Origin of the sequence: Desulfitibacter alkalitolerans DSM 16504 (genome assembly GCF_000620305.1) — a bacterium.
Classification (GTDB): domain Bacteria; phylum Bacillota; class DSM-16504; order Desulfitibacterales; family Desulfitibacteraceae; genus Desulfitibacter; species Desulfitibacter alkalitolerans.
Genome location: NZ_JHVU01000025.1, coordinates 28,268 through 52,511, shown reverse-complemented (window position 1 = coordinate 52,511; position 24,244 = coordinate 28,268). Strand labels below are relative to the sequence as shown.

17 protein-coding genes are annotated in these 24,244 nt (G+C 33.7%); 2 read left to right on the top strand and 15 right to left on the bottom strand.

Annotated elements, in window-relative coordinates; translation table 11 throughout:
• Positions 1-57: 57 nt before the first annotated feature.
• The 3 genes from K364_RS27500 to K364_RS0103280 form a co-directional block, all read right to left on the bottom strand.
• On the bottom strand, positions 58-192 hold the full coding sequence (locus K364_RS27500; protein WP_277995535.1) for an SHOCT domain-containing protein: 135 nt from the start codon (positions 190-192) through the stop codon (positions 58-60).
• Between the two features lie 563 nt (positions 193-755).
• Positions 756-1,172, bottom strand: coding sequence for a sigma-70 RNA polymerase sigma factor region 4 domain-containing protein (locus K364_RS0103290; protein WP_028306826.1), 417 nt, complete (start codon positions 1,170-1,172; stop codon positions 756-758).
• A gap of 315 nt (positions 1,173-1,487) precedes the next feature.
• The gene (locus K364_RS0103280) at positions 1,488-2,039 is read right to left on the bottom strand and encodes an ArpU family phage packaging/lysis transcriptional regulator (protein WP_028306824.1); all 552 of its coding nucleotides are present in this window, start codon (positions 2,037-2,039) and stop codon (positions 1,488-1,490) included.
• A 180-nt stretch (positions 2,040-2,219) separates the two neighbouring features.
• On the opposite strand from K364_RS0103280, the gene K364_RS0103275 reads away from it, so the two are divergent.
• Both K364_RS0103275 and K364_RS0103270 read left to right on the top strand, forming a co-directional pair.
• On the top strand, positions 2,220-2,648 hold the full coding sequence (locus K364_RS0103275) for a helix-turn-helix domain-containing protein (RefSeq protein WP_028306823.1): 429 nt from the start codon (positions 2,220-2,222) through the stop codon (positions 2,646-2,648).
• Between the two features lie 63 nt (positions 2,649-2,711).
• On the top strand, positions 2,712-3,218 hold the full coding sequence (locus tag K364_RS0103270) for an ImmA/IrrE family metallo-endopeptidase (RefSeq protein WP_028306822.1): 507 nt from the start codon (positions 2,712-2,714) through the stop codon (positions 3,216-3,218).
• A 28-nt stretch (positions 3,219-3,246) separates the two neighbouring features.
• Here K364_RS0103270 and K364_RS0103265 read toward each other — a convergent pair whose 3' ends face one another.
• The 12 genes from K364_RS0103265 to K364_RS22720 form a co-directional block, all read right to left on the bottom strand.
• Positions 3,247-3,492 (bottom strand): hypothetical protein, encoded by a 246-nt coding sequence (locus K364_RS0103265; protein WP_028306821.1) that lies wholly within the window; start codon positions 3,490-3,492, stop codon positions 3,247-3,249.
• A gap of 54 nt (positions 3,493-3,546) precedes the next feature.
• Entirely contained in the window at positions 3,547-4,524 is a 978-nt protein-coding gene (locus K364_RS0103260; RefSeq protein ID WP_028306820.1) for a hypothetical protein, read from the bottom strand.
• The gene (locus K364_RS0103255) at positions 4,521-6,797 is read right to left on the bottom strand and encodes an argonaute/piwi family protein (RefSeq protein WP_028306819.1); all 2,277 of its coding nucleotides are present in this window, start codon (positions 6,795-6,797) and stop codon (positions 4,521-4,523) included. The genes K364_RS0103260 and K364_RS0103255 overlap by 4 nt, the downstream gene beginning before the upstream one ends.
• Positions 6,798-7,026: 229 nt before the next feature.
• A complete protein-coding gene (locus K364_RS22740; RefSeq protein ID WP_051533785.1) occupies positions 7,027-11,754 on the bottom strand; it encodes a DEAD/DEAH box helicase in 4,728 nt (1,575 codons plus the stop codon).
• Entirely contained in the window at positions 11,751-14,576 is a 2,826-nt protein-coding gene (locus K364_RS0103245; protein ID WP_028306818.1) for a hypothetical protein, read from the bottom strand. Before K364_RS0103245 ends, K364_RS22740 begins: the two co-directional genes overlap by 4 nt.
• Before the next feature lie 201 nt (positions 14,577-14,777).
• Positions 14,778-18,017 (bottom strand): type I restriction endonuclease subunit R, encoded by a 3,240-nt coding sequence (locus tag K364_RS0103240; RefSeq protein WP_028306817.1) that lies wholly within the window; start codon positions 18,015-18,017, stop codon positions 14,778-14,780.
• A 49-nt stretch (positions 18,018-18,066) separates the two neighbouring features.
• Positions 18,067-19,272 carry a restriction endonuclease subunit S gene (locus K364_RS22735; RefSeq protein ID WP_051533784.1) on the bottom strand — a complete coding sequence of 402 codons (1,206 nt, stop codon included), beginning with the start codon at positions 19,270-19,272 and terminating at the stop codon, positions 18,067-18,069.
• A complete protein-coding gene (locus K364_RS0103230) occupies positions 19,265-20,083 on the bottom strand; it encodes a KilA-N domain-containing protein (protein ID WP_028306816.1) in 819 nt (272 codons plus the stop codon). The genes K364_RS22735 and K364_RS0103230 overlap by 8 nt, the downstream gene beginning before the upstream one ends.
• Positions 20,070-21,629 (bottom strand): type I restriction-modification system subunit M, encoded by a 1,560-nt coding sequence (locus K364_RS0103225; protein WP_028306815.1) that lies wholly within the window; start codon positions 21,627-21,629, stop codon positions 20,070-20,072. Before K364_RS0103225 ends, K364_RS0103230 begins: the two co-directional genes overlap by 14 nt.
• A 90-nt stretch (positions 21,630-21,719) precedes the next feature.
• Positions 21,720-22,184, bottom strand: a complete 465-nt coding sequence (locus tag K364_RS22730; RefSeq protein WP_207640821.1) for a hypothetical protein — start codon at positions 22,182-22,184, stop codon at positions 21,720-21,722.
• Between the two features lie 102 nt (positions 22,185-22,286).
• Positions 22,287-22,550: a hypothetical protein gene (locus tag K364_RS22725; protein ID WP_051533783.1), complete on the bottom strand. Its 264-nt coding sequence runs from the start codon at positions 22,548-22,550 to the stop codon at positions 22,287-22,289.
• Between the two features lie 130 nt (positions 22,551-22,680).
• Positions 22,681-24,093 carry a DUF4062 domain-containing protein gene (locus tag K364_RS22720; RefSeq protein ID WP_051533782.1) on the bottom strand — a complete coding sequence of 471 codons (1,413 nt, stop codon included), beginning with the start codon at positions 24,091-24,093 and terminating at the stop codon, positions 22,681-22,683.
• Positions 24,094-24,244 lie beyond the last annotated feature (151 nt).

Genomic DNA, 24,244 nt, shown 5'->3' with positions numbered 1-24,244 from the left:
ACGTGTTCTTATTCAACTGTATGTTCATTATAGTATATAATACGTACAATTTCCAGTTTAACTTGCCTTAGCTCCATATTTTTCTTTTATGTAATTTTTAATTTTCTTGTATTCAACTTCTGTTATGAGCTTTTTACTGATAAGCTGATTTAGATATGCTATCTGTATACAATACTTCATATTATTATCCATTACCTGACCCCCTTAATATTGCTTAAAAGCAGAACCAATAATCAATGCAGCACATTGGTTATTGGCTCTGCTTTTAAAATAAAAATTAAAGGCAAGAGTATAGCTTAGCTCCTGCCTTTATTGCTTCTTAATTTATTTGGTATTGTATTTGCCACGCACCCCAATACGGGAATATTTCAGGCTATCTGCGGTTTGCAGACAACATAGGTATCTAAACCTCTCCCTCACCGAGCGAGCCGTCATCCATACGAGAAGTTAGGACTTGACGGAAGTATCATTATCCCTCTTGTGGATCATGGCGATTTATCAGAACCACTGATAATTTAAAGCCAAAAAAAGTCGCTTAGGAATTATAAAAATCCCTTCATGGCGTTTTCGCTTACGTCGCTTTCCGCTAATCACAGCCACAAGAGTAACGTACCTGAAATATTGTATATAGGCAGAAAAGAAAAACACTCTCTGCCGTTTTTCAAAGAGCATAGAAGGAATAAAAATATCCCCTCACCCTTTAGGTCAGTCAGAGAGTGTTTTTACGGAAAAACTTTTAAATTTTTTTTCTTTGCCTATAACTTATTCAGAACATCATTAAATTTCCGGCTCATTTCCTTGATTGATTTTTCTATTCTGTACTGAATGGATGTAACCGGCATAGCATATTTTTCAGCCATTTCACGGTACTTCATTTTATTAAAAAAGCGGTCAGTAATTATTTGCTTGTCCGTAGATTCCAGTCCATTGATAAGCTTGTCCAACGCTTGAAGATACATAGCCCAAATCACGTCTTCTTCAATAGGCACTATTTCCGGTAATGTACCCTGGTCATTTTCAATTCCATCAATCAGCATTGAATCCCACAGCAACTCATGCCTTCTACTCTTCCTGCTTTGCACGCTTTCTTCTCTTTTTAATTCGTCCAAGCATTCTTTCACCTGCTCATCAACCCATATTTCCTTACCTTCATAATTGATCTTTACTTCCATTATTCATTTCCTCCGTTTTTCAAATTTTTAGGGAATTGAAAAACAGAGGAATTTATGGAGAACGGCAGTGCTGGTTGACCTCGTACAGCATATTGACAACCCCTTTGTCCCAAAACGAAAAAAGGAGCCGCACAAAATTGTGCGACTCCTCTAATCGAGTCATTGTTATAATTTTCCTTTTTAAAAAAGGGCATAAAAATAGCCCTGTCACGTTATAAACGTTTCAGAGCATAAATTAACGCCTTTTTATTCCAGTATAGCAATTATAACAGTGTCAAAGTATGGTGTCAGTAGCAACCAGGTTTCATTTTAGTCTCAATATTCCAGCACATAGACCTGCTTTAGTTCTTTAGCTAACTTAGGAATTAAAAATCCCCACAGTATAGTTCCAAGTAGTCTGATTGCTCTTTTTTTTTCTCTAAAATATGTAGATCTTGAAACACATAAGTATTCAAGCATTTCTTCTTCACTATATTTATATGGACTAATATAAGCTTTATAAAGCAGAGAATAATACCTCTCACCATTATCAGGATGTGATTTCAACATAATTAATGCCTTGTCAACCAGATTGATAATACTCCTGCTTTCCTCAATACTTTGTAACCGGCTTTCAAATCTGGTTTTTGACAAATATAAATCAACATCAACCAAGCTGTTAATCAATTCATCCAGATGTTTTTGTGTAGAGTATAAACAATCTTCTCTAACCACATCTAATGATTGGTTTATTCTCCATAGTACTTTATTATACAAAGTAAGCAGCAGCTTGGTATTGTGATACACATTAGGACTGATTTTACTGTTATTAATGCAGGATGTCCTATGAATATCCATTTCCTTATATAAACCACTTTCCATTTCCATAATTTACTTCCTCCCTTCGCTGTATCTTCCCTTGACAGAAGTTACTTACTGATATATCATATAAATCAGTAAGTAGTTACTTATCAGTATACACAAGAAGTAAAATAGTGTCAATAAAAACCGGAAATTTATTTCTGATATGCAGAAACAACTTACTTATTACAACAGGAGGATGATACAATGAATTTTGGAGAAAAAGTCAAAAAACTGCGCAAAGAACTAGGATACTCACAAAAGGAATTGGCTTCAAATATTGGAGTATCTACAAAATCAATATATAATTATGAAACAGATAACTTATTTCCAAAAGATAAAAAGGTTATTCGAAAACTTGCCGAAATATTTAATGTATCAGTAGATTATTTAATAACGGATACTGATAATAGAAATGCTCTTTCCAAAACAGAAGATAATTTTATATCGTCTGCTAAAGAAGACTTTGGGTATAAAGGTAAGAAAGAAGCCGAAGCACTCGTAGAAAAAACAGCAGCAATGATGGCAGGTGGTTCATTGTCAGAAGAAGACCAGGATGCATTTTTTCAATCAATAACTAAAATATATTTTGATGCCAAAGCTAAAGCAAGAGAAAAATATGGTACGAAAAAATAAATCTGAAGAGTAAGAAGTATACGGCATTAACCGGAATACTTATGGGTGAAGGTAGGTGAAGTAATGATTAATATCATTTCAACTGAAGTTGAGAGATTAATAAAAAAATATAGAACTCGCAATCCATTTGAGATTGCCAGTGGAATGAATATTAATATTGTCTTTGAAAACTTAGGAAATTTGAAGGGGTATTATTTTTACCAGTCACGCTTTCGCTATATAGTTATTAACCAAAAAATAAATGATAAATTTAAGAGTATTATATGTGCCCATGAATTAGGGCATGATAGACTTCATCAGCATTTTGCGAGAAATACTGCCATCCGGGAATTCTCTCTTTTTGACATGTCATCAAAGCCGGAACGGGAAGCGAATCTATTCGCAACCGAATTGCTTATCCCGGATAATACGATTATGGATTTTGCAAAGCAGGAATATACATATGAATTCATTGCAGCAAAACTGGACATACCCGTTGAACTTGTTGATTTTAAGAGCCAAATTTTAAAAAACAAAGGATATGATATAAATCCAATTCAAATAGCTAATAGTGAATTTCTTAGAAAATAGTTTTCTCGGGGAAAATTATTTTCTTTTTTTATTCCTCATTTTTTACAGCATAATAACCTCCGGCTTTTTTACTTCCACGTCTTTCAATTAAACCCTTATTAGATAATTCTTTTATCTGTTTTTCTATAGTACTAATAGCACGATTATCTAATAATATTGAAGCATCTTTTGCTTTAATTCCTGGGTTATCTTTTATTGTGTCAAATAAGGATTTTAATCCGCTATTTAATCCGCCGTTTAATCCGCCATTTTCTATTTTATCTGCTAATTCCATTGTATCGCTAGATACTTTCTCATAAGACTATCAACCCAATATAACCTATATTTTCTATATTAATCCCCTTACTTTTTTTATCAATTTAGAAAAATATTGAGATAGCCACAAAAAAATCTTTTTGGTATTCTTTAGTATAGCTATTGGTAAGCCGATTACTCCAATTACACCAATCCCTGCAGGAATATACCATAAATTTTCATCCTTTATATATTCATAAACAGATATTTTGTATACTATAAAAATATAAAGTACAGCAACTGTTATTAATATCACAGAAATCAAAATGAAAGCATAAATTTTACCAAGCTTTTCAGCTTTGTTTATAGCCTTTCTATAATTGTTTTCGACGCTTATTACACCAAATTCAAATTTTTGAGCTATCAGTTTATCAATAACGCCACAAGCTAAGCAATCAAAAAAATCATCATTAAAATATGGGACTCCCATTTTCCAAATTTTTTTACTGAGTTCACATTGCTGAGTTAAGCAAGAATTCTTTTGTTTTTTTTCATATGACAACCAGGATTTAATTAAATTACTTTTATCTGATTGAATTCCAACAATAATATTTGAATCATTAATATATTCTTCCATCAGTTCTGCAAAGCCATAGTCAGTCTCTCGAAGTGTTGCAGATTTTTTATACTCAAAAAGCAACTTTTTAAGCCATTCGTAATGCTGTTGCAGTTTTAAATTCTTTACGGCAATTACCAATCCCATTAAAGCCATTTCATCATATACTAGATTATAAGTAGGGGATATCGTTTTCTGTGATATTCTATCCAATCCTTCTTCTAAAGATTGTAAAAGATTGAGTTTAATAGACCTATATCCTGCAAGAATAAGATAACAAATAGAAGCTACATTTTTATAGTCATTCAAGTCAACAATACTCTTTTCGATTTCTTCATCTGACAAATTTACGTAACCTTCTCCTAATGTATATAGCTTAAAACATTTCCTAAAAAACGTTTCATCCTCATTAAATAAAAAGTCCCAACTTTTGTTTTCAATAGCATTATCATTCATAAAAACCACCTATTATATTTCAACTTATTCAATAAGAAGTCCGAATCCCATCCTTTAATATCTCGCATATTACCTAATATTTTTGCTATCATCTGTGAATACCAAATAGTAACAGGTAATGGTGCACTTGAAAAGCTTCGATATGACATTGCAGCAAAATTAAATACTTGTTGTGATAAATAGTCTAAATCAAGAAAAGTAGACTCTCTGTGTAATTTCAACATGATAGGCTTAGCCATTCCATGACTTGCCATTTTAATATCTTTTGCATCTGTAAGTTGGATAAGACATTCGTTATCATCAAACTTTACACCAGTTCCTTTCTTCAGCATCCATTTTCCTTTTAAAGAACCATTATAAGAAGGAATACCTGCTTGTTCATCATCAATTAAAAACAATGGTGGTTCCTTTGCAATATGTAAAAAGGCATAAATAATATTCAAATCCCTGCTTAATTCTAACATAAGTTTTTTTATAGCATTAGCCTCACTGTTTTTGAAAGGCTTAAAACAGTGAAACACAAGTCGTACATTATCACCACTCCGCCATCCCTCATTTTTTTTGATATCGTTAAATACTGACCGCAGATTATAAAGTAATGCTTCAAAATAATCTTTAAAATCAACTTCTGCAGATTTACTGCTTAGCATATATCGCCCATCACTATTAAAAACGGTAGTTATGCCAACAATTCTTTTTTCATATTTAAATCTATCTTTTTTTATTATTGCATTCCCTAATCCTATCACCAATTCTCTGTCAATACTTTTATTTGACGGAATAACCCAAGGAGTTCCTCCCATTTTCGCATAACAAGCCAACGATATATTATTTAGAATGTAGACAATTTGTTCATCTCTTTTTTTCATTGTTTCTATATTGATTCCCTGGACAGGTATGTCATTCGCCATAAATTTGGCCTTTGCTAAATAATAAGGGCTTTCTGACGCTGGTAACAGTTTATGTTTTTCAGATGTTTGAATAATTGCCAAATCCCACTTTATAGTGTTTTGTAAGCATGATCTTATCGCCTTTTCATAATCATCTTTACAGTCACTATTAAACTCGTAAACAGACCAATTTATTGAAGATAGTTTGAACTTTCTAACAAAACCTTGACCATAAGGTTCAAAATGTCCTGATTTAATTGAAGGCAATCCTTGCTCAAATTTTTTTAAAAATTCAGTTACAATTCCTCTATCTGTTTTTTTACATATTACTGCAATATTAGGTGTTTTAGGTGTATATGTAATACTGTCATAAGGCCCATACTTTTTCAATCCCCTATCAGCATATGTATCTATTTTATCTTCACGTAAACTAAATATATAAGTAGGATTTTGTGCATTTATTGACTTCCATTGGCTATTGTCCGAGGAAAAAATATTTGTAAATCTAAATGAAAATCCTGATTTACTGTTGAAATTTGTCTTGATTAACCATTCAGCAATTCTATTAGCAGAACTAAATTGAGAATCAGCACTTTTTCTTGAACCAGAAGAATTCTTAATAATTTTAATTATTTCTTCAAATTTTTTATCTCCCAACAGCTCTCTCATTATTTCATTTCTATTCTTAAAGTTGTTTTCAACATAAATATCACTAAGTAGTTTCTTGCTTATATGTCCACTCTTTTCAATAACAGCTTCATCTCCATCTATATCAATAATAACTCCTAATAACACTCTTGATTTGGACAAAATTGAGATTGTTGGATCTGAAAACTCACAAACAAATCTGTTTTTAAGTTCAATTCCCTTGTCATGTAAAAATTTGCAGTTCAGTTTATTGTCCCACCTGTAAAAGGAATTAATTATAACCCCAATAAGGGCTGAGTCCTTATCTGGATAAAAAACTCTACTATCAATTTTTATGCCTTTTTTATACCCAAATATTGTTCTATATTCAGGTGGAACTACCTGACTTATTAAGTCATCTTCATTTTTCTCAGATATAAAAGTGATGGTAGTATACTTTTCAATCTTTCTTCCTATTTGATATATTTCTCTGAAAACAAGCTCATGGACAAACTTTTTAACTAATATCGTATCCTTTATTGGATTTACAGTATATTTTTCGGGTGTTACAACAGAATCGTCAGTCAGTGGAAATATTATAATCTTTTCTTGTCCTTTTATAGAATACCTAAAGAAAGCATGTGTCTCTTGATATCTATTCCTATAATCTTTAAGTTTTTCTTCAGTATAATCATCAATATATAAGTCAAAGGTTTTATTTAAAATGTTTGCTATTAAAAAATTACTTTTTTGCATTTTTTTATTCCCCTTTAATATTATCCTAAAATAGTAGCCTCAAATTTTCTAATGCAATGCTCTAAGAAATTTATTTTATGAGCTAATTCCTTTACAATCAGTTCAAGCATTTAATAATGAAATTCCTTAATGTCTGGAGAATACCCTATTGCCTATAGAGTTTTGCAATTATATTGTTTTTACTTCTTTTTCTGTCCAGTACGTTGATGCATTATCATTATTATTTAGATTAATTAGACAGCATCTCACTCAACCAATAGATTGCATTATATCTTTTTAAATCCTCGTGATATTTTTGATTATAATAATTACAAAGGCAACTATAACAAGCGGTATCCTTTTCATCCCCACCACAAGTACAGCTTTCAACTATTTTTAAAGATTCTCTTAGAACACCCGTTATCACGCTTAGGTCTTCTGACCCTAATCTTCTAACATGACCAGCTCCACCGGGAACATTATCAAATATAATAAAGCCAGATTCAAATTTCCCATTTATCCCTTTACGATAATGCAAGCAACCTGAGATATCATTCCTTTCTATACCCAAATATGAGCTAATACCTTCTAACAATGCATATAAAACAGAGTATGCTTCTTTTCTCGGGATATAGAAATCTGTAACAGAAATTTGAACAACATCCGTTTTAAATGTGTGTCCTAGAGCATGGCGCTTAAGTATTGTATTAGAACATTCTTTACCATATGGATTTTTATGTGGTTTTAAATCTTCAAATGTATTTCCTCTGCTTTTATATATTTTTGTATAACCGCACTCCTCACAAACATAAAACTCCGAATTATTGAGAACAGTTAATTCATCGTTTGAAGTAGAACAAATATTTATTTCATTTTTGCCAATAATATGAGTTATTTTATTGATTTCTCGCTTTTCCTTTTTATCTCCAATATAATGTATCTCTCCTTTATAAGTTTTCTGGGGTTTACGAGTAGTTGCCACTTCTGTTTTAGGTTCAATAACAAATCCATATTCAGGCCAAATGAAAATTCCTTCTTTGGGCACAATATCACCACATACTGGACATTTACCCATAAACATTTCTTCATCATCATAATCATATAGACAAACATTCATATAACCACATTCTTTATTAGGGCATTGTCCATAGTTAAACTTAGTCCAATCCTTTGACCCACCATAGATTTTTCTTATGTATCTGCTCGTATAGATTTCTCCATCGGCAATCACCTCAGAATCCGGCGCATATTCAGAGATAGCAATTAACAAATCTCGTTGCAATTCGATATGATAGTTCTCATTTTTATTGTTATAATCTACTGATGGTAATAGTTCAACGGTATCTACAGGGAAGCCATATTTCGGGATAACATTTTTTCTTGACATAAATGTCAAAATGTTATCCTTTTTAAGCTTGCCAATTATATATCCTACCTTACCAATTGCAGAACCAACATTCTTGCCATTTAATTGTTCGTTTATAAGGCGCTGTTGTCTTTCTTCTAAGGAATTAATGTCTGAAAAAAAATCATCCTTTGCCTTTATCAAAACACCGTTTCCACCGATTAAATCATTTATCCACTCTTTATTACTTTTGAAGATACCTTTAGGAACAAAGTCATCTATAAAAGTCATCAATTCTATTGGCTCACTATTTAAATATGAATCAAACCTATCAAATCCATCATTTAAAAAGAAATCTTCGACATTTTTAAAATACTTTGGTTCTTTCTTCCAGAAAAATGCCAATGCAGAAGCAAAAATATGTCTTTTAATGATTTTTTCATTCTCGACCTTAAACTTTGGGGGATATATCTTTCCTTTAATCATGTTAACAGGTTCTCTAAAAAAGTTTAAATCATGAGAACTCAGGCGACAAAAAGTAAGGGAATATGCAGCCGATTCAGTACGTCTACCAGCTCGTCCAGCCCTTTGAGCATAGTTAGAAGGACTTGGCGGCATATTTTTCATAAATACCGTTTCAAGCTCACCAACATCTACACCCATTTCAAAAGTGGTAGAACAGCTAAGTATGTTAATTTCTTTACGAACAAACTTCTCCTGATAAACTCTTGCCGTTTCAGAACTTAATTGTGCGGTATGCTCTTTAATAGTTAGTGGTGAAATATCAAGATTCAAGAATAGCTGTCTGTAATGATTATCGTTTAATTCCTGATCAATATTGCACTCATCTAATTTTCCATCACACATATACTCTGGGCAAACATTTCTTATATTGTATGGCGTAATTCTGTTACATTTATCGCATTCATACCATTTAATTCCTGAACTAAGCCCATTTTTTACCTTAAACTTCGATAAATTCAATTTATATTTATCACCATCACAAACTATCAAAATATCACCTTGGCTAAAAACCTTTTCCCACATACGTTTCAAAAACCTATTCGCTTTTTCTCTATCCCAACCGGTAATTTTTTCAATATAGCTTGTCCGTCCATTACCTTTATTACCTTTTGAACACCAGCTTTGTACATACGTCAATTTTTTATCAGAAAGCAACGTCATATAGCTATCATGTGCTTTATATAGAAAATACTCCTTATCTCGTTCAGTCAATTTATTATAGTTATACCACAGTTTACCATTGTTTCTAAAGCTATTAGCAAGGATTTTTTGCAAGGCTTCGGTTTCCTCTGTCGTAAAATCATGCAATGCATCTTTTACTGGAGCAAATTCAAATGAAAGTACACCTAACCCTTCAAGTCCAAATCGTCCATCATTATTACATACCTCGTATAGGATAGTTTTCCATGCTTCTCTCTCACGTTCGTCCTCATCATTAAATATTTTATATTCATTAAATAGAAGCACCAATTCATGCACAAATCTTTCAATACTCCATCCATCTGGAGGAATAGCATCAACATTCCTTTTGAGAGCCTCTACGATAAGTCGCTTTCTTAAAATATTATTATACGAAAAGTCAAAATAGCTCGCAAAATAAGCAGCTTCCTGCCTACTATCCGAAAAAACAAGATATTGCTTGGATAGATGGTTTTTCCATTTATTAACCTTGGTAATACCCCTACTTGTTCCAAACTCATCGTCATCTTTTATTTCTATTATTTCTCTTTTGACTTCATAGGACGGTAATTCCTCATAAAGGCTAGTACCAATAACGCTGGCTGCCGCTTCTTGCCCAATATAGAAATCTCGAAGAACGCTGATTTTATTGTTGACAAAAGAACAGGAAGGGCATTTATGCAAAACTTTCCCTTTTGGCACTATTTTTTTTACTTTATTAAGGTAAATATGTCCACAATTACAAGGTTTACCATTATGCGAAGTAACACGGTCAATAGCACCGCATAAGCTGCATAAATAATACAATTCATCATCGGCGACAACTTCAAACTCATCTTCTTCAGATTCTTCGTCACGAAAATTTTCAACTGCCAACATAAAATACTCTTTTTTTATATCGTCAACCTCTTTACCTCTTGCAAGCTGCCGCAATACATTATTTTCGTCAATATAGCCGACAATAAACAATTCACCGCAATTCTGACAAACAGACAATTCATATGCCCTGTATTTAACATCCCCAACCGGTACAAGTTCCATTGGCTCAACAAACAATTGCTTGTGCGGCTTTAAGGTAATATAAACTCCTTCAATTGCCCGTACAAACATGTGGTATCTTGCTTCAAGAACGGACTCATTATTCTTTATAGCTTTGCTTGCAACCGTAATAAAATTAACCAAATCATCAATATTTAGCTGTAAATCTGTCGTTAGCTTATAAACTGTCTGTGGATTATTTTTCAAGTAATTCTTTATCTTATAATAATTACTATCGTGCCTAATAAGCTCAAATAAAAGCTCGTTTATATTATCAGAATAAGGCATATCTATGTTATTTACTTTCAAAAACGAATATATCTGATTTACTGTTTCATTTTTCTCTAATAGTTCCTTAATTTCAGAATACAAGCTTAATTGAATATTTTTTACATCAGTTTGTGGCACTACAGGCTTTCTCGTCGCTCTAACAACGGATGAAGCGTCAAAATCAGCTCCACAACATAGTAGCTTTGCAAAACTGACAACATCATCATTGTCTTCTTCGTTGTTACCCAACGTAGCACTAGTTAGAATATATTGCAGTTTTTCTTTTGTACTTAAAGAAGCTTCCAATCGCCGTAAAAGCATCGATACTTCGATACCAGTTGCTCCTGTATATGTATGAGCTTCATCAAGGACAATAAATCTCCAGTTATTTGAGTTTTCGCCACCAAAAAAAACTTTATCTCCAGGTCTAATCATTAAATACTCTAACATTGCATAGTTTGTGATTAAAATATGCGGAGGAGTTTTCTTCATTTGCTCACGAGAAATAAGCTCGTTAGGCAAAGGTTCTTGCTTATTTAAACTTTTATATTTTGCCAAGGCGTCTTTATATTTTGGTTTTGTTTCTCCTGTATATGCACCAAAGGTGATATATTTGTAGTTCTCAAGTAAATCTCTCATCCGTTTTAGTTGGTCGTTAGCTAAAGCGTTCATAGGATAGATAATCAACGCCCGAACGCCGCCGGGAGTGAGTATATTATTTTGTTTTTGTTCTGTTAGATGATTAAGAATAGGGATTAAAAAGGATTCCGTTTTACCTGATCCCGTACCCGTAGAAACCACTAGATTTTTACCCTTTATCACCTTGTTAATCGCTTCCTCTTGGTGTGCATATAAAGGTCTTTCCAGTGGTAACTTGCGGCTTTTTATATTAAGCATCTCAGGACATAATATCCCCTCGTTTATTAACTCTATTAGTGTATGCCCCTTTTCAAAGGTATCAGATACATCAAGATAAGGCCCTTTTGCGATTTTATTTTTTTGCTTTAATATCTCCTTAAGCTGCTTCATATAGTTGTTATCTTTAATATAAAGTGAAGTGTTTATGTAGCGTATGTATTTATCAACAATTTCACTCGACGCCTTTATGGGATTAAAATTCATGACAATCCCCCCAAATTCACAATATAATAATCTGCGGTTTGATACCGTTTCCTATCTTTTTGTCCGCCATCCGGCATAATATGTTTAGTTTTTTTATCATAAATAAAACCATCGTCACTTTGTTCTCTAATCTCTATAGTAAATTGATATTCATCAACATCGATAATTTCAATTTTTACCGGATTGTTCTCATTTATATACCATTTAAACAACTCGCCGGTTTGCATTTTACGTTTATAAAAGAAAGCAGATGCCGTATATAGTAAATTTTCCTGTTCAATTCTAATGCTGTCAAAAAAGAAATTCTCCACTTCAAACCGTTTGTCAAAGTAAAAGCAGTTATCGATCTTCACTTCTTTACCTTTTAGCAAAAGATAGAATTTATCTCCTACTATAAGCGTGCTTTCGTGTAAGAGCACTTCATCATTTCCTGACTCACCAAATTCATCTTCTTGCTTTTGAGTAATTGTAACGTTATAAAAGCCGTAAGGTAAATTTATAGGTTCTTCAAAGCTATTAACACCATCAAATTGTTTCTTAAATACCAAATAGCCGTTTTCCCTTGAGGTAATCTTGATTTGCAAGCTCCCTTCCCCAATAAATTTCCAAAATCCAAAAACCGCCTGCAGATTCTTATTGTAAACAAAATCCGCTTCTGTGACTTTGGGCGTGAAGGTAATGCTTGCAAATTTTATATATTTCCCAGCAATCTCCACACCTACTTCAAAATCTTTTTCTAATTCAAAAAAACTCTTTAAATCGTAATAAATTGCTGTGTATCTTTTATCTCCATTAACTGTTTGTTCTTTGTTAATTAGCAGGTTTGGAGTATTAAAGTACCATTTTAGAGTAAAAATATAATCATGAATGCTATTATGCCAAATAACTGTTTCGTTGTTTTCAGGTGAGTAATTACCTAGCTTCCATGAAACAACCGGTAATTCAATAACCATTTCACATAAAGCCCCGTCAATTTGGCATTTGATTCTAGCAATGTTTTCTGCACCACAATGAACTGAAAAAGGGAACTGAATATCATGAAAGCAAATATTATCTCCTGTTATTCTTGAAATATTAACAGTTTTTTCGTTATAGTATATTTCTTTTTCAAAGTTACATCTAAAGTCGGGGATAATTATAAAATCCTCTTTAATTATCAGCTTTGAGTCTCCTGCTTTGCGAACAGTTAATGAATAAAATTTATAATCCTGCACTTGTCTTTCATTCAATATACATGAAATATAATCGTCACCAGAGCCGTCTTCAACCATAAAAAACTTAATTTTACCAAAGCCTGACAAGCGTAATTGGTTTTCATTTATGTTTACAACATATTTTTTAGCATTGACAGTACCCTCACACCGAATGCCAAAGGAAGGCAATGCAGTAAAAATGTTATAAGATTTCCCTTTATGATATATGTAAGCCCCTTTATATTTATATTCGTAGTTTAATCGACTTTCGTACATTTGCTGTTCAAGAGAATAAAACCTATTATCCAAAAGAAAACTGGAATTCTCACGTAAAAACAATACATAAATCACATAATTATCTTGAGTTATTCTATCAAAATTACAGTCCGGCACTAATTCTGTATCTAATGCGGCAACAACTTTAATATCTCCAACACAGAGGTCTTTTCCATTTATCTCGTCCAAACCGTCTGAACTAAAAAGTAGGCCACTCCTAAAAAGTGTTTCCTTTGAATCATAAACAATTTCGGTGCCACTAATTATTTCATATCGAAGCTCATTATATATACGATTGAGTTTTATAATTTCTTCCTCAGTCCTAAACATAACATGTCCAAATACCTTGAGTTTTTTGGTGAACTGAGGTAACAATTCTCCACCATTATATAAATTCAAAATTATTTCATTTTCAATCTGGTTTAATGTAAGACGCTGCTGTGGAATGTTTAGTATAAGTTCCGTTTCTTTTAGTTGGTAATATGCTGAAATAAATCTTTTTTCACGTCTAGTTTGTTCCTCCTTATGAGTTCGCATTTCTTTTAAATCGACTTCATAATTAACCAATTTTTCTTGTTGTTTATTTTTCCACCATGAAACAAATTCTTTAGAAAATAGTTCTGAATCTTCTGGAAACATACCTTTAAAGGATACTTGATCGATGTGAAAAATAGTCTTATTAATAAAATCTTTCATTATTTTTCTATGATTTAAACAGGCAACACGAAAAGGCTTTGTTAACATATAGTGCTTGCTTATTTTGATACCACTTGACAAAATATTATCACTTTCATCATCAAAATTTATGTAAGCGTTAAAATATTCAAACATAATGTCTATATACTCATCAATTAAGCTTGCATCATATTCTTCTTCCAAATCCCTTAAATAAGCATCGTACAGGAAGTTATACAATTTATATGCAGAGATACTTGGTATAACAGCATGGCAATCAACAGTTCTAACGTACTCATGTTGTTTGTCGTTCATATAAAAGAAATAATCGTTGAATTTTAAATATTTTAAAAGAATATCTTTGCTTTTTAAAACACTTTTATAATCAATGTCCAAAATATTACAAACAATAACCCAAAATTCACGTTCGCCTTCTTCGGACACCTCTCTAATAGCAATCTGAACCAATGTCAGAACAATTATTAGGCAACACTCAGAATAGCTTTTAATTATTTCAACAGGATACTTCTGTAAAAGGGAGCGAGAATGTATTTTTAGATCATCATATTCCTCATCAGAAACCTTGATAAATCCTAATAATATTTTGTCATCATATTTATTTTGCAATCTTTGAATCCGCTTTTCAAATCTATTCCCAAATTTCTCATAAATATTCATTATATCTCGCTCACCCCCAAAAGCTATTTCTATAACATTTTGAGTTGTTTATTAATATTGTCTTGCTCAGATATTAATTTCAATATCCGTCTTGGTTTTTATTTCTAAAGTAGTACTTTTATTAAATCTCCTTAATATTAAGCCGTATTATGTAAATCTGAACTATCCAATAATTTTAGAAAGTTCGCTCTAAGAAACATTCTATCTTTTATTGGTTAATTCCTCTGCAATAAGTTCTGCCTGTTTTAATACTGTTTCTGTTGCCAGTTTCTGCATATCCGGGGGATATCCAAATTGCCTTAAAGTCCGTTTTACAATCACTTTTAATTTTGCTTTTACGCTTTCTTTTATTGTCCAGTCAATTGATGCATTGTCTCTCACTTTTTCAAACAATACAACAGCCAACTCTCTCAATTTATCTTTTTGCATTAATTCTTTGGCACTATTATTATTTGCAATGGCCGTATAAAAAGCGTATTCATATTCTGACAAGCCCATTTCTTGTGGCTCTTTATCCATTTTTTGAATATCCTTACTGAGTGCAATCAACTCTTCAATAACTTCTGCAGCTGTCATTATTTTATTGTGATATTTTTTAATTGAACTTTCTAGCATTTCCATTAAAGCTTTACTTTGTACCATGTTCTTTTTAGTCCTTGATTTTATTTCATCATTAAGCAATTTCTTAAGGACCTCAAGAGCAACATTTTTATGCTCCATATTTTTTACTTCTAAAAGAAATTCTTCTGAGAGTATAGAAATATCGGGTTTTTTAATCCCTGCAGCATCAAACACATCAATTACTTGCTCTGTTACTAAAGCTTTATCAATAACTTGCCTAATTGCAGTATCCATTTCTTCATTTGTTTTGCTAGTGCCGGTACTATCAAACTTGGCTAATCTGGATTTAACAGCCTGAAAAAACGCAACTTCATCTTTCACATCCATTGCTTGTTCATGGGGAATAGCAATGGCAAAAGCTTTTGAGAATGCAGTTACTTCGTCTATATATCTTTTTTTGCCGTTTTCAAGACCGAGAATATGTTCCTCTGCTGCAAGGATTATAGATAGTTTCATCGATGTATCCGCATCAAAATAATTCTCATAAGAAAATCCATGGTACATCTGCGAAACAACTTCCAGCTTTTCCAACATCAACTGAACTGCTTTTTCCTGAGCAATGGCAGGGTCGCCTTTCCCTCCACTATCAGAATAAAAAGCTAATGCTTTTTTCAGATCAGAGGCAATTCCAAGATAATCCACCACAAGACCGCCGGGCTTGTCTTTATATACTCGGTTAACCCTGGCAATTGCCTGCATTAGGTTATGACCTTTCATAGGCTTATCAATATACAAAGTATGCATCGAAGGAGCATCAAAACCGGTAAGCCACATATCCCGAACAATCACCAGTTTTAACTCATCTTCTGGATCTTTCATCCTATCTGCCAGTAATCTTCTCTGCTCTTTTGTTGTATGATGCTTAGATATTTGGGGTCCATCAGAAGATGAAGAAGTCATCACCACTTTGATAACGCCTTTTTTCAAGTCATTGCTGTGCCACTGAGGCTTAATCTTAACAATTTCATCATATAGGTCAGCAGCAATCCTTCTGGACATGGACACTATCATACCCTTGCCATCAAATACTTCCTGTCTTTGTTCAAAATGATTAACAATATCCTGAGCAACCAGATTTATTCGATTTTCACTACCGATTAAGGCTTCCAGTTGCGTCCATTTTGTCTTGGACTTTTGGGTTTCCGTCAACTCGTCCTTTTCCATTTCATCATCCAAATCAGCCACCAGCTTTTTTCCCTCTTCGCTGAGATTTATTTTAGCCAATCTGCTTTCATAATAAATCCTTACCGTTGCTCCGTCATCAACAGCCTGGCTTATATCGTAGACATCTACATAATTGCCAAAAACAGCAGGTGTATTTACATCCGTGTTTTCAATAGGTGTCCCTGTAAACCCAAGGTAGGTTGCATTAGGTAGTGCATCACGCATATATTTCGCAAAACCATAGACTATTTTTTTGCCTATGATATTTCCCTGCTCATCCTTATCATCGACTGTCTTTGCTTTAAAGCCGTATTGTGTGCGATGAGCTTCGTCTGCTATAACAATAATGTTTTCCCTGTCGGAAAGTTGCTCATAAACATTGCCTTCATCCGGTTGAAACTTTTGAATAGTTGTAAATACCACACCACCCGAGGCAACTTTTAGAAGCTCTTTTAATTGTTCTCTGTCTTCTGCCTGCACGGGCTCTTGTCTGAGAAGTTGCTTTGAAGATGCAAACGTATCAAACAACTGATCGTCCAAATCATTCCGGTCTGTTATGATCACTACTGTTGGGTTATTCATGGCAAGAACTATTTTCCCGGTATAAAACACCATAGATAATGATTTCCCACTGCCCTGGGTATGCCAAACTACGCCACCTTTACGGTCTCCAACCGGTTGTTGTTTTACACCAGGCACACCATAGCTTTCCGGTGTTTCCATTAAGATATTTGTACCATCATTCACCGTTAGAGATAGGTATCCTGCAGCTCTTAATGTGGACTCGACAGCTCTGTTTACTGCATAATATTGATGATAAGCCGCTAATTTCTTGACAGTCTCAATGGTGATGATACCGGTTTCTTTGTCCTCTTTTTTGGATTTTTCAAATACGATAAAATGGCGAATCAGATCTAACAATGTTCCCTTATTGAGCATACCTTTAATTAGTGTTTCCAGTTGTCCAATGAGATGGGATGCTTCTGTTTTACCGTCAGATGATTTCCAGGTCATAAAGCGACTTAAACCTGCGGAAAGGGAACCTGCTTTGGCTTCCAGACCGTCGGATATTATCATAAAAGCATTGAACGTAAAGAGGCTTGGAATAGCTTGCTTGTAGGTTTGTAATTGTTGGTAAGCTGCTTTTACTGTTGCATTTTCATCGGCAGGATTTTTCAGTTCAATTATAACCAGAGGTATCCCGTTTACAAATAAAATAATATCAGGGCGTTTATTTACTCCGTTTTCAATTATAGTAAACTGATTGGCAACTATAAAATTATTATTTTCAGGTTTACTAAAATCAATCAGCCAGACTAAATCTCCTCTGTCGTTTCCATCTTGCTGATAGCTTACTTTTATACCTTCTGTAAGCATCCTGTGAAATGCTTCATTATTGGTTATCAGTTCAGGTGAATTTAAACGTTGTATTTGTTTGATTGCATCTTCCCGGGCATCAGTAGGAATTTTAGGATTTATTCTGCCAATGGCTGTTTTCAGGTGTTCCAGCAACAGCACATCTTCAAAGGATTGTCTTTCCGGTGCATCACTATCTGGTGCAATATCTGGGGCATATATGTATTGATAGCCTGATTTTTCTAATAACTCAATGGCAAATTCTTCTATCACATTTTCAGTTATTCTATTCATCACCATTCTCACCTTCTTCCCATTCAATAAATGCTTTATGCTTTTAACTTTTCAATTAGTCAGAGCCTCGTTGATCTTTATAATCAACTCTAACTTCACCGCTGATTAGTTTTGGTAATAACGTATCCCGCAGTTGTTCTAGTGTGTAGACTTGTTTTCTATTTACATCTTTCTTTTTCCAATACCCTTCAATGATTCTTGTAAACTTGATTATTGTTTCTTTCGGTGGCAGTTGAAATTCTGGCCTTTGAAGCCCATCTATTGCAAGCATATTTACTGTTGATCCATTAGTTGCTGAAATAATTTGCTCTCTTACTAATGGTGTCATTAATAAATAATAAATAAATTCTCTTGAAAGATAGGTTTGTTTCTTTGGACAAATCTTATAAATGTGTTGACTGAATAAACCTAAGTTGCCAAATAAATCAGGTACTACCGCTGGAAATCCAATTAATTTAAATTCATGCCCTTGCTCAGTATTTGTTACAATTATATCCCTAGAATTAATTAAATGTTTTTCTTTGTATTCACCTTTATAAAATTTAATACCTTCATATTTATAACCTCCTCCTTCACAAACAGAATTCAAGTTATGCATTGGTAGCCCGAAATCTCTTTCAGTTAAACCACTTCCTTTATAACTAATCCCACGAAAAACTTCAATATGTTGATCAAGTGTCGTTTTCTCCCAACCATCGTCTGTTTCCTCGACAAACCACTGTCTAAAAAGTGTTTCTGCCATTGCTTCGAGAGTTTCATTTTGACGATGCAGTAGATCTATTTTATCGTCTAGACTGCTTAGAACGGAAGCTATTACTTTTTGTTCTTCCTTAGAATTTGGGATATTCCATAATGACTGGCTCATAAAATTCCAATCGGCCCGGGGCATTCGTGTTCCTGCTTCACCAGAATTAGATAAATCAACAAATTCTTTATTGGCAAATAAGTAGAATAAATATTTTTGGTCTACTCCATTTTTTGAACGTACTACCCAAATATCTGTAGAACACACACCACTAAATTTGGGTATGATTACTTTTCTAAAGTACGGTCTCAATTTACCAAAAAGAATGTCTCCTTCTTCAAAATAGAATTTATTACTGGTTATATTATCAGAACATCCAATACCATTAAGTCTTAAAGATTGCTCCTGTATATGTTCCAAACCAATGTAAAATAATCCATCACCTTTTTGCGGGCTATACTTATCTTTAATAAGCTCAGCCACGTCCCCCAATTTTACTTCCTTCCACTCACTCATTGTTATTGCCCTCCAGCCTTTTAATACTTGATCCATTTGTTAAAATTCGCATTTGCTGTATGGCAATCTTATTAAGCCTTTCAAGACGAGTTTCCTGTGGCAGTCCTTCATTGATAAAAAGAGCATTAAGATTTTCAAGATTAGCAAGGCAGACCAACTGTGAAACATCAGCATAGTCTCTTATATTTCCTTTCTTATCAAGGTTTTGATCCCGCCACTGTGCAGCTGTCATTCCAAAAAGAGCCATGTTTAAAATGTCCGCCTCAGATGCGTAGATTCGGCTAATCTGTGATTTACTCAGCTCTGTCGGTATGAGGTTTTCTTTTATGGCATCGGTATGAATACGATAGTTTATTTTGGTTAGATTTCTTCTTATATCCCAACCAAGCTGTTTTCTTTCTTCGTCTTTAAGCCGCTGAAATTCTTTTATGAGATATAGTTTGAACTGTGGGGAAATCCAAGAAGCAAATTCAAAAGCGATGTCTTTGTGTGCATAAGTCCCGCCGTATCTTCCAGCCTTAGCAATAATGCCCTTTGAGTTTGTTTTTTCTACCCATTGCTTAACAGATAAAACAAATCTATTTAAACCAGCCTGATTTTTAATTCCCTCGAATTCGGGGGAATTAAAATCCGGGTTGTATATTTCTTCCCAAATACCAAGGAATTCAATAGTGTTTTTATTTCTTAACCATTTTTCAATCAGAGCTAATCCGTTTTCAATATTCTTAACCATATCAGTTAAAGATATAAAGTCGTTTTCCTCGTATTGATAATAGGCGATTTCAGTCCCTAGAACATTAATCTTTGCCACTCTTTATCACCACCTTGGCAAGATTTTCAATAATTAATGCATTTAACTTTTCTTCTTCTTTTAGTTGTTCTTCAAACTCTTTTCTTAGCTTTGTAAAGCGTTCATTAAAATCAAAATCATCTTCATCATCAGGCAAACCGACATATCTACCCGGTGTAAGCACATAATCAAGTTCTCTAACCTTTTCAATAGATGCAGAATTACAAAAACCTTTTATATCTTCATAATTTCCTTCAGGATTACGCCAATTATGATAAGTCTCCGCAATTGTTTGGATATCTTCTCTTGAAAGTTCTCTCGTCCTTCTATTTATTAGGTGTCCCATATTTCGAGCATCAATAAACAAAATTTCATCTGTTCTATTACGAAATTTTCCATTTTCCTTATTCCTGCTCAGAAACCACAAGCTGGCGGGAATTTGTGTATTCAAAAAAAGTTTTGCAGGTAGATTTACAATACAATCTACCAAGCGGGCTTCAACAAGCTCTTTTCTGATATCACCTTCACCGGAACTTTTAGAAGTCAAAGCACCTTTCGCCAGAACAAAACCGGCTTGTCCACTGGGATTAAGATGATAGATAAAGTGCTGTATCCAGGCATAGTTTGCGTTACCAACGGGCGGTGTACCATATTTCCATCTGCCATCTTTTCTAAGTAAATCGCCGCTCCAGTCGCTGTCATTAAAGGGCGGATTAGCAATTACATAATCGGCTTTCAAATCTTTATGACTATCGTTTAAGAAAGAACCTTCGTTGTTCCACTTTACTTGAGAACTGTCTATCCCCCTGATGGCAAGGTTCATTTTTGCTAACCGCCAGGTCGTCTGGTTGCTTTCCTGTCCGTAAATTGAAATATCGTTTACTTTTCCTTGATGGTCTTGAACAAATTTTTCTGACTGAACAAACATACCACCTGAGCCACAGCAAGGGTCGAATACTCTACCTTTATATGGCTCTAACATTTCTACCAATAACTCAACAACACTTCTAGGGGTATAGAACTGTCCACCCTTTTTTCCTTCAGCTAATGCAAACTCGCCTAGAAAATATTCAAAAACATGACCAAGAATGTCGGCACTTCTGGCTTTTGCATCACCAAGAGCTATATTTCCTACTAAGTCAATCAATCCGCCTAAATTCGTAGGGTCAAGATTACCTCTTGCATAAACTTTTGGCAGAACATCTTTAAGTGACGGATTCTCCTTTTCAATAGCATCCATCGCTCCATCAACGTCTTTACCAATCTCCGGGAGTTTTGCTCTTGATTGTAGATATGACCAGCGGGCCTTTTCGGGAACAAAAAAGACATTTTCTGCTTTATATTCGTCTTTGTCTTCAGGGTCAGCACCAGCATATTCCCCTTCACCTTTTTCTAATTTCCGGTACAAATCTTCAAAAGCATCAGATATGTATTTTAAAAATATTAAACCTAAAACAATATGTTTATATTCGGCAGCATCAATATTTTTTCTAAGCTTGTCTGCTGCTTTCCAAAGCTGTTTTTCAATTGGTTCTTCTTTTTTGCCGTTCATATTATTCTTCGCCATTTTGCACATCCTTTTCGTTATTTTGGGTTTCAAATAATTTATTTCTTTTTTTCTAGCTCTTTTATATATCTACCTGAAACAATTCTTGCCTTAATCCCATAAGATAGACTCAGTCCCGCCCTCATACAAACTATATTTGCCACACTTAGGACAAGGATACTTTTCAAGGTTAATTTCTTTCTCCTGCCAACCGTCAACCACGATGATATCATAATCAATCATTTTTAATGCTGTCTTACACTTTGTGCATTTATATTGCACTTCAAAACTACTCCCGTCATATTCTACACGGATATAAAATTGCCCAAAGAATTCCCCGCACTTCGGACAACGGTATATCTCATGACCATAATCATCTGAGATTTCTGCATTTTTTTCATTCAGTAATTCTTTAATATGTGCAAGCATCTTTTTTGACCGAATTAGATAGGGAAGCAAAGCGAACTCTGAGTCAAAATCTCTAAGATTATAAGGACTGTACATCATCCCAATTCCTATTCTAAAATCTTTTGTATAATCACATTCTCTACAACTAATTCGAAAACTGCTACCCATACTACCCCTCCTACAAAATCCAAGGCTTGACCTCAAAGGCAGCCAATTTGAAAATTTGATTCTTTAGTCGTTTCCCTCTAGGTGGAGGCTCTACTGTACCTATTACTTTTTTGACTGTATTATCTGAATGGCGTATTTTACACTCCCATGCCCAGCCATCACAGACTTCAATGGCAGGTATATATTCGGGGCAAAGATGTTCCACTTGTCTTTCTGCATGTACACATAGTTAGATTGCCTTACTGCTTTGACTTGCAGTTCATGAATTTTTCCGTTTTTCCCTTTAGCAATAAAATCTATACCATGATCATCCACTTCCGATGTATAGACCTTAAATCCATAGGATGCAAAACTCCATCTTTGCATAATATTCTGCATATCTGTCCAATTATAACTTATTCAGCTTAAACCAGTTTGTGTCCGGCATACAAGAACTGCTCCCCTCATCCAACCTCATGACGCTACTCTTCCGTAATTGGCTATTTGAGTAGCTTTCCTACAAATAGTTCTCTACATCAAAATACTTGACTGTTTCTTCAATAGTAACAGGTATAATAATTTCATCTCTTGTCTCATATTCTTCACATATAATTGACACCTTAATTTCATAACTACCTGCTTTCCTCGGTACAATTATATAATCTTCATCCTCAAAATTTAACTCATTGGTGTGAAGTAAATCATCAATGTTTATTTCAATTGTATTATCTTCCTCTGACACTGATAATGACTGACGAATGTTAAAGTTACCGAGTGTACTGCCTGCTATTTCACTTAGAGCTAATCTACTGCTAAACTGTTCTCCTGCGATTAAATGTGAGCCAAAAGCATTAACTATTTTGCTAAGATTTGTTACAGATTTAAATGCTGGACTCTGCTTCAACATCTCTTCTTGCCGTCTTTCTTTTGCTAAATCATATAGATGCTCAGGTAATCCCTCTGGTTTTTCTATTTCATCTAAATTTAAATTAGCAGCTTTCATAATTACAAGTTCATCAGGAAATTCAATGACTATATCAATGTCGTTAGCTTTTCCGGTACCATTATTAATAACAGTGATTACAGGTTTATTGTGGTTGTCTTTTAGATATTTGTCCGAACTGATTTCATCATTGTAATCATCCAATCCATAAATCTTACTCAATTGAGCATTATATTCATTTATATCATTAAGCTCTAAATATTTGGAAACTTCTTCGGGTAAATCTTCAAGTTTAACCGGCTTGTATAATTTATAGTCATTTCTTCTAGTGATCACAAATTTTAAGTCATTACTTCCATCTATTTGAACATCTATTCTAGGACTTCGAGCCTTAATCATATTTTCAAGACGTTTAACTTCATCTCTAAGAGTATGATTTTCTTTACTAAGTCGAACAAGTTCATCTGACATTGCATTAATATCCGCTTTATTTGCCCTTACCCACCCTATACCTTTCTTAGAGTTCATAGCCTTGAACAAGGATAACAGAACTTTACTCTCCAAGTCTGAAATATCATTCCAAAAATCAACCATCTTGCCTATCTTAGCTTCTTCTTTAAAAGCCTTTAATTTTTGAATCAAATCAGGTTCTTCGTCTCTTTCATCAGGCTTTGTTGCTACATTGTCATTTCTTATAAATATATGTATTGGAATTCCTTTTTCTTTTGCATACCTATATTCTTTTTCAGTATAACTGATGCCTTCATTCGTTAAGCTGCCGTATCTATGTCCGATAATTAGCACATAATAATCCGATACATCAATGGTTTTCTTGATTACTTCCCATTGTTCCTCATCCCCTGCATTAAACATTTCCATTCCTATGGGAATATGATACGAACTTAAAATAGCCTTCGTAATTTTTTCACGTGCTTCTTTCAAATCTATATAAGTTGAACTAATGAATACTTGATATTTTACATCCATACAATCACCCATTTATTAATAATACTCAATCTCTTTATTTTTCTTTCACTCCAACTTTTCTAACCTTTTCATTTCTTTTTCTCGCTCGTTCGGCCCAATATTCTTTTCTCTATAAGTAATTTCTCCCTGTTAACAGTATTAAAGCATGTCC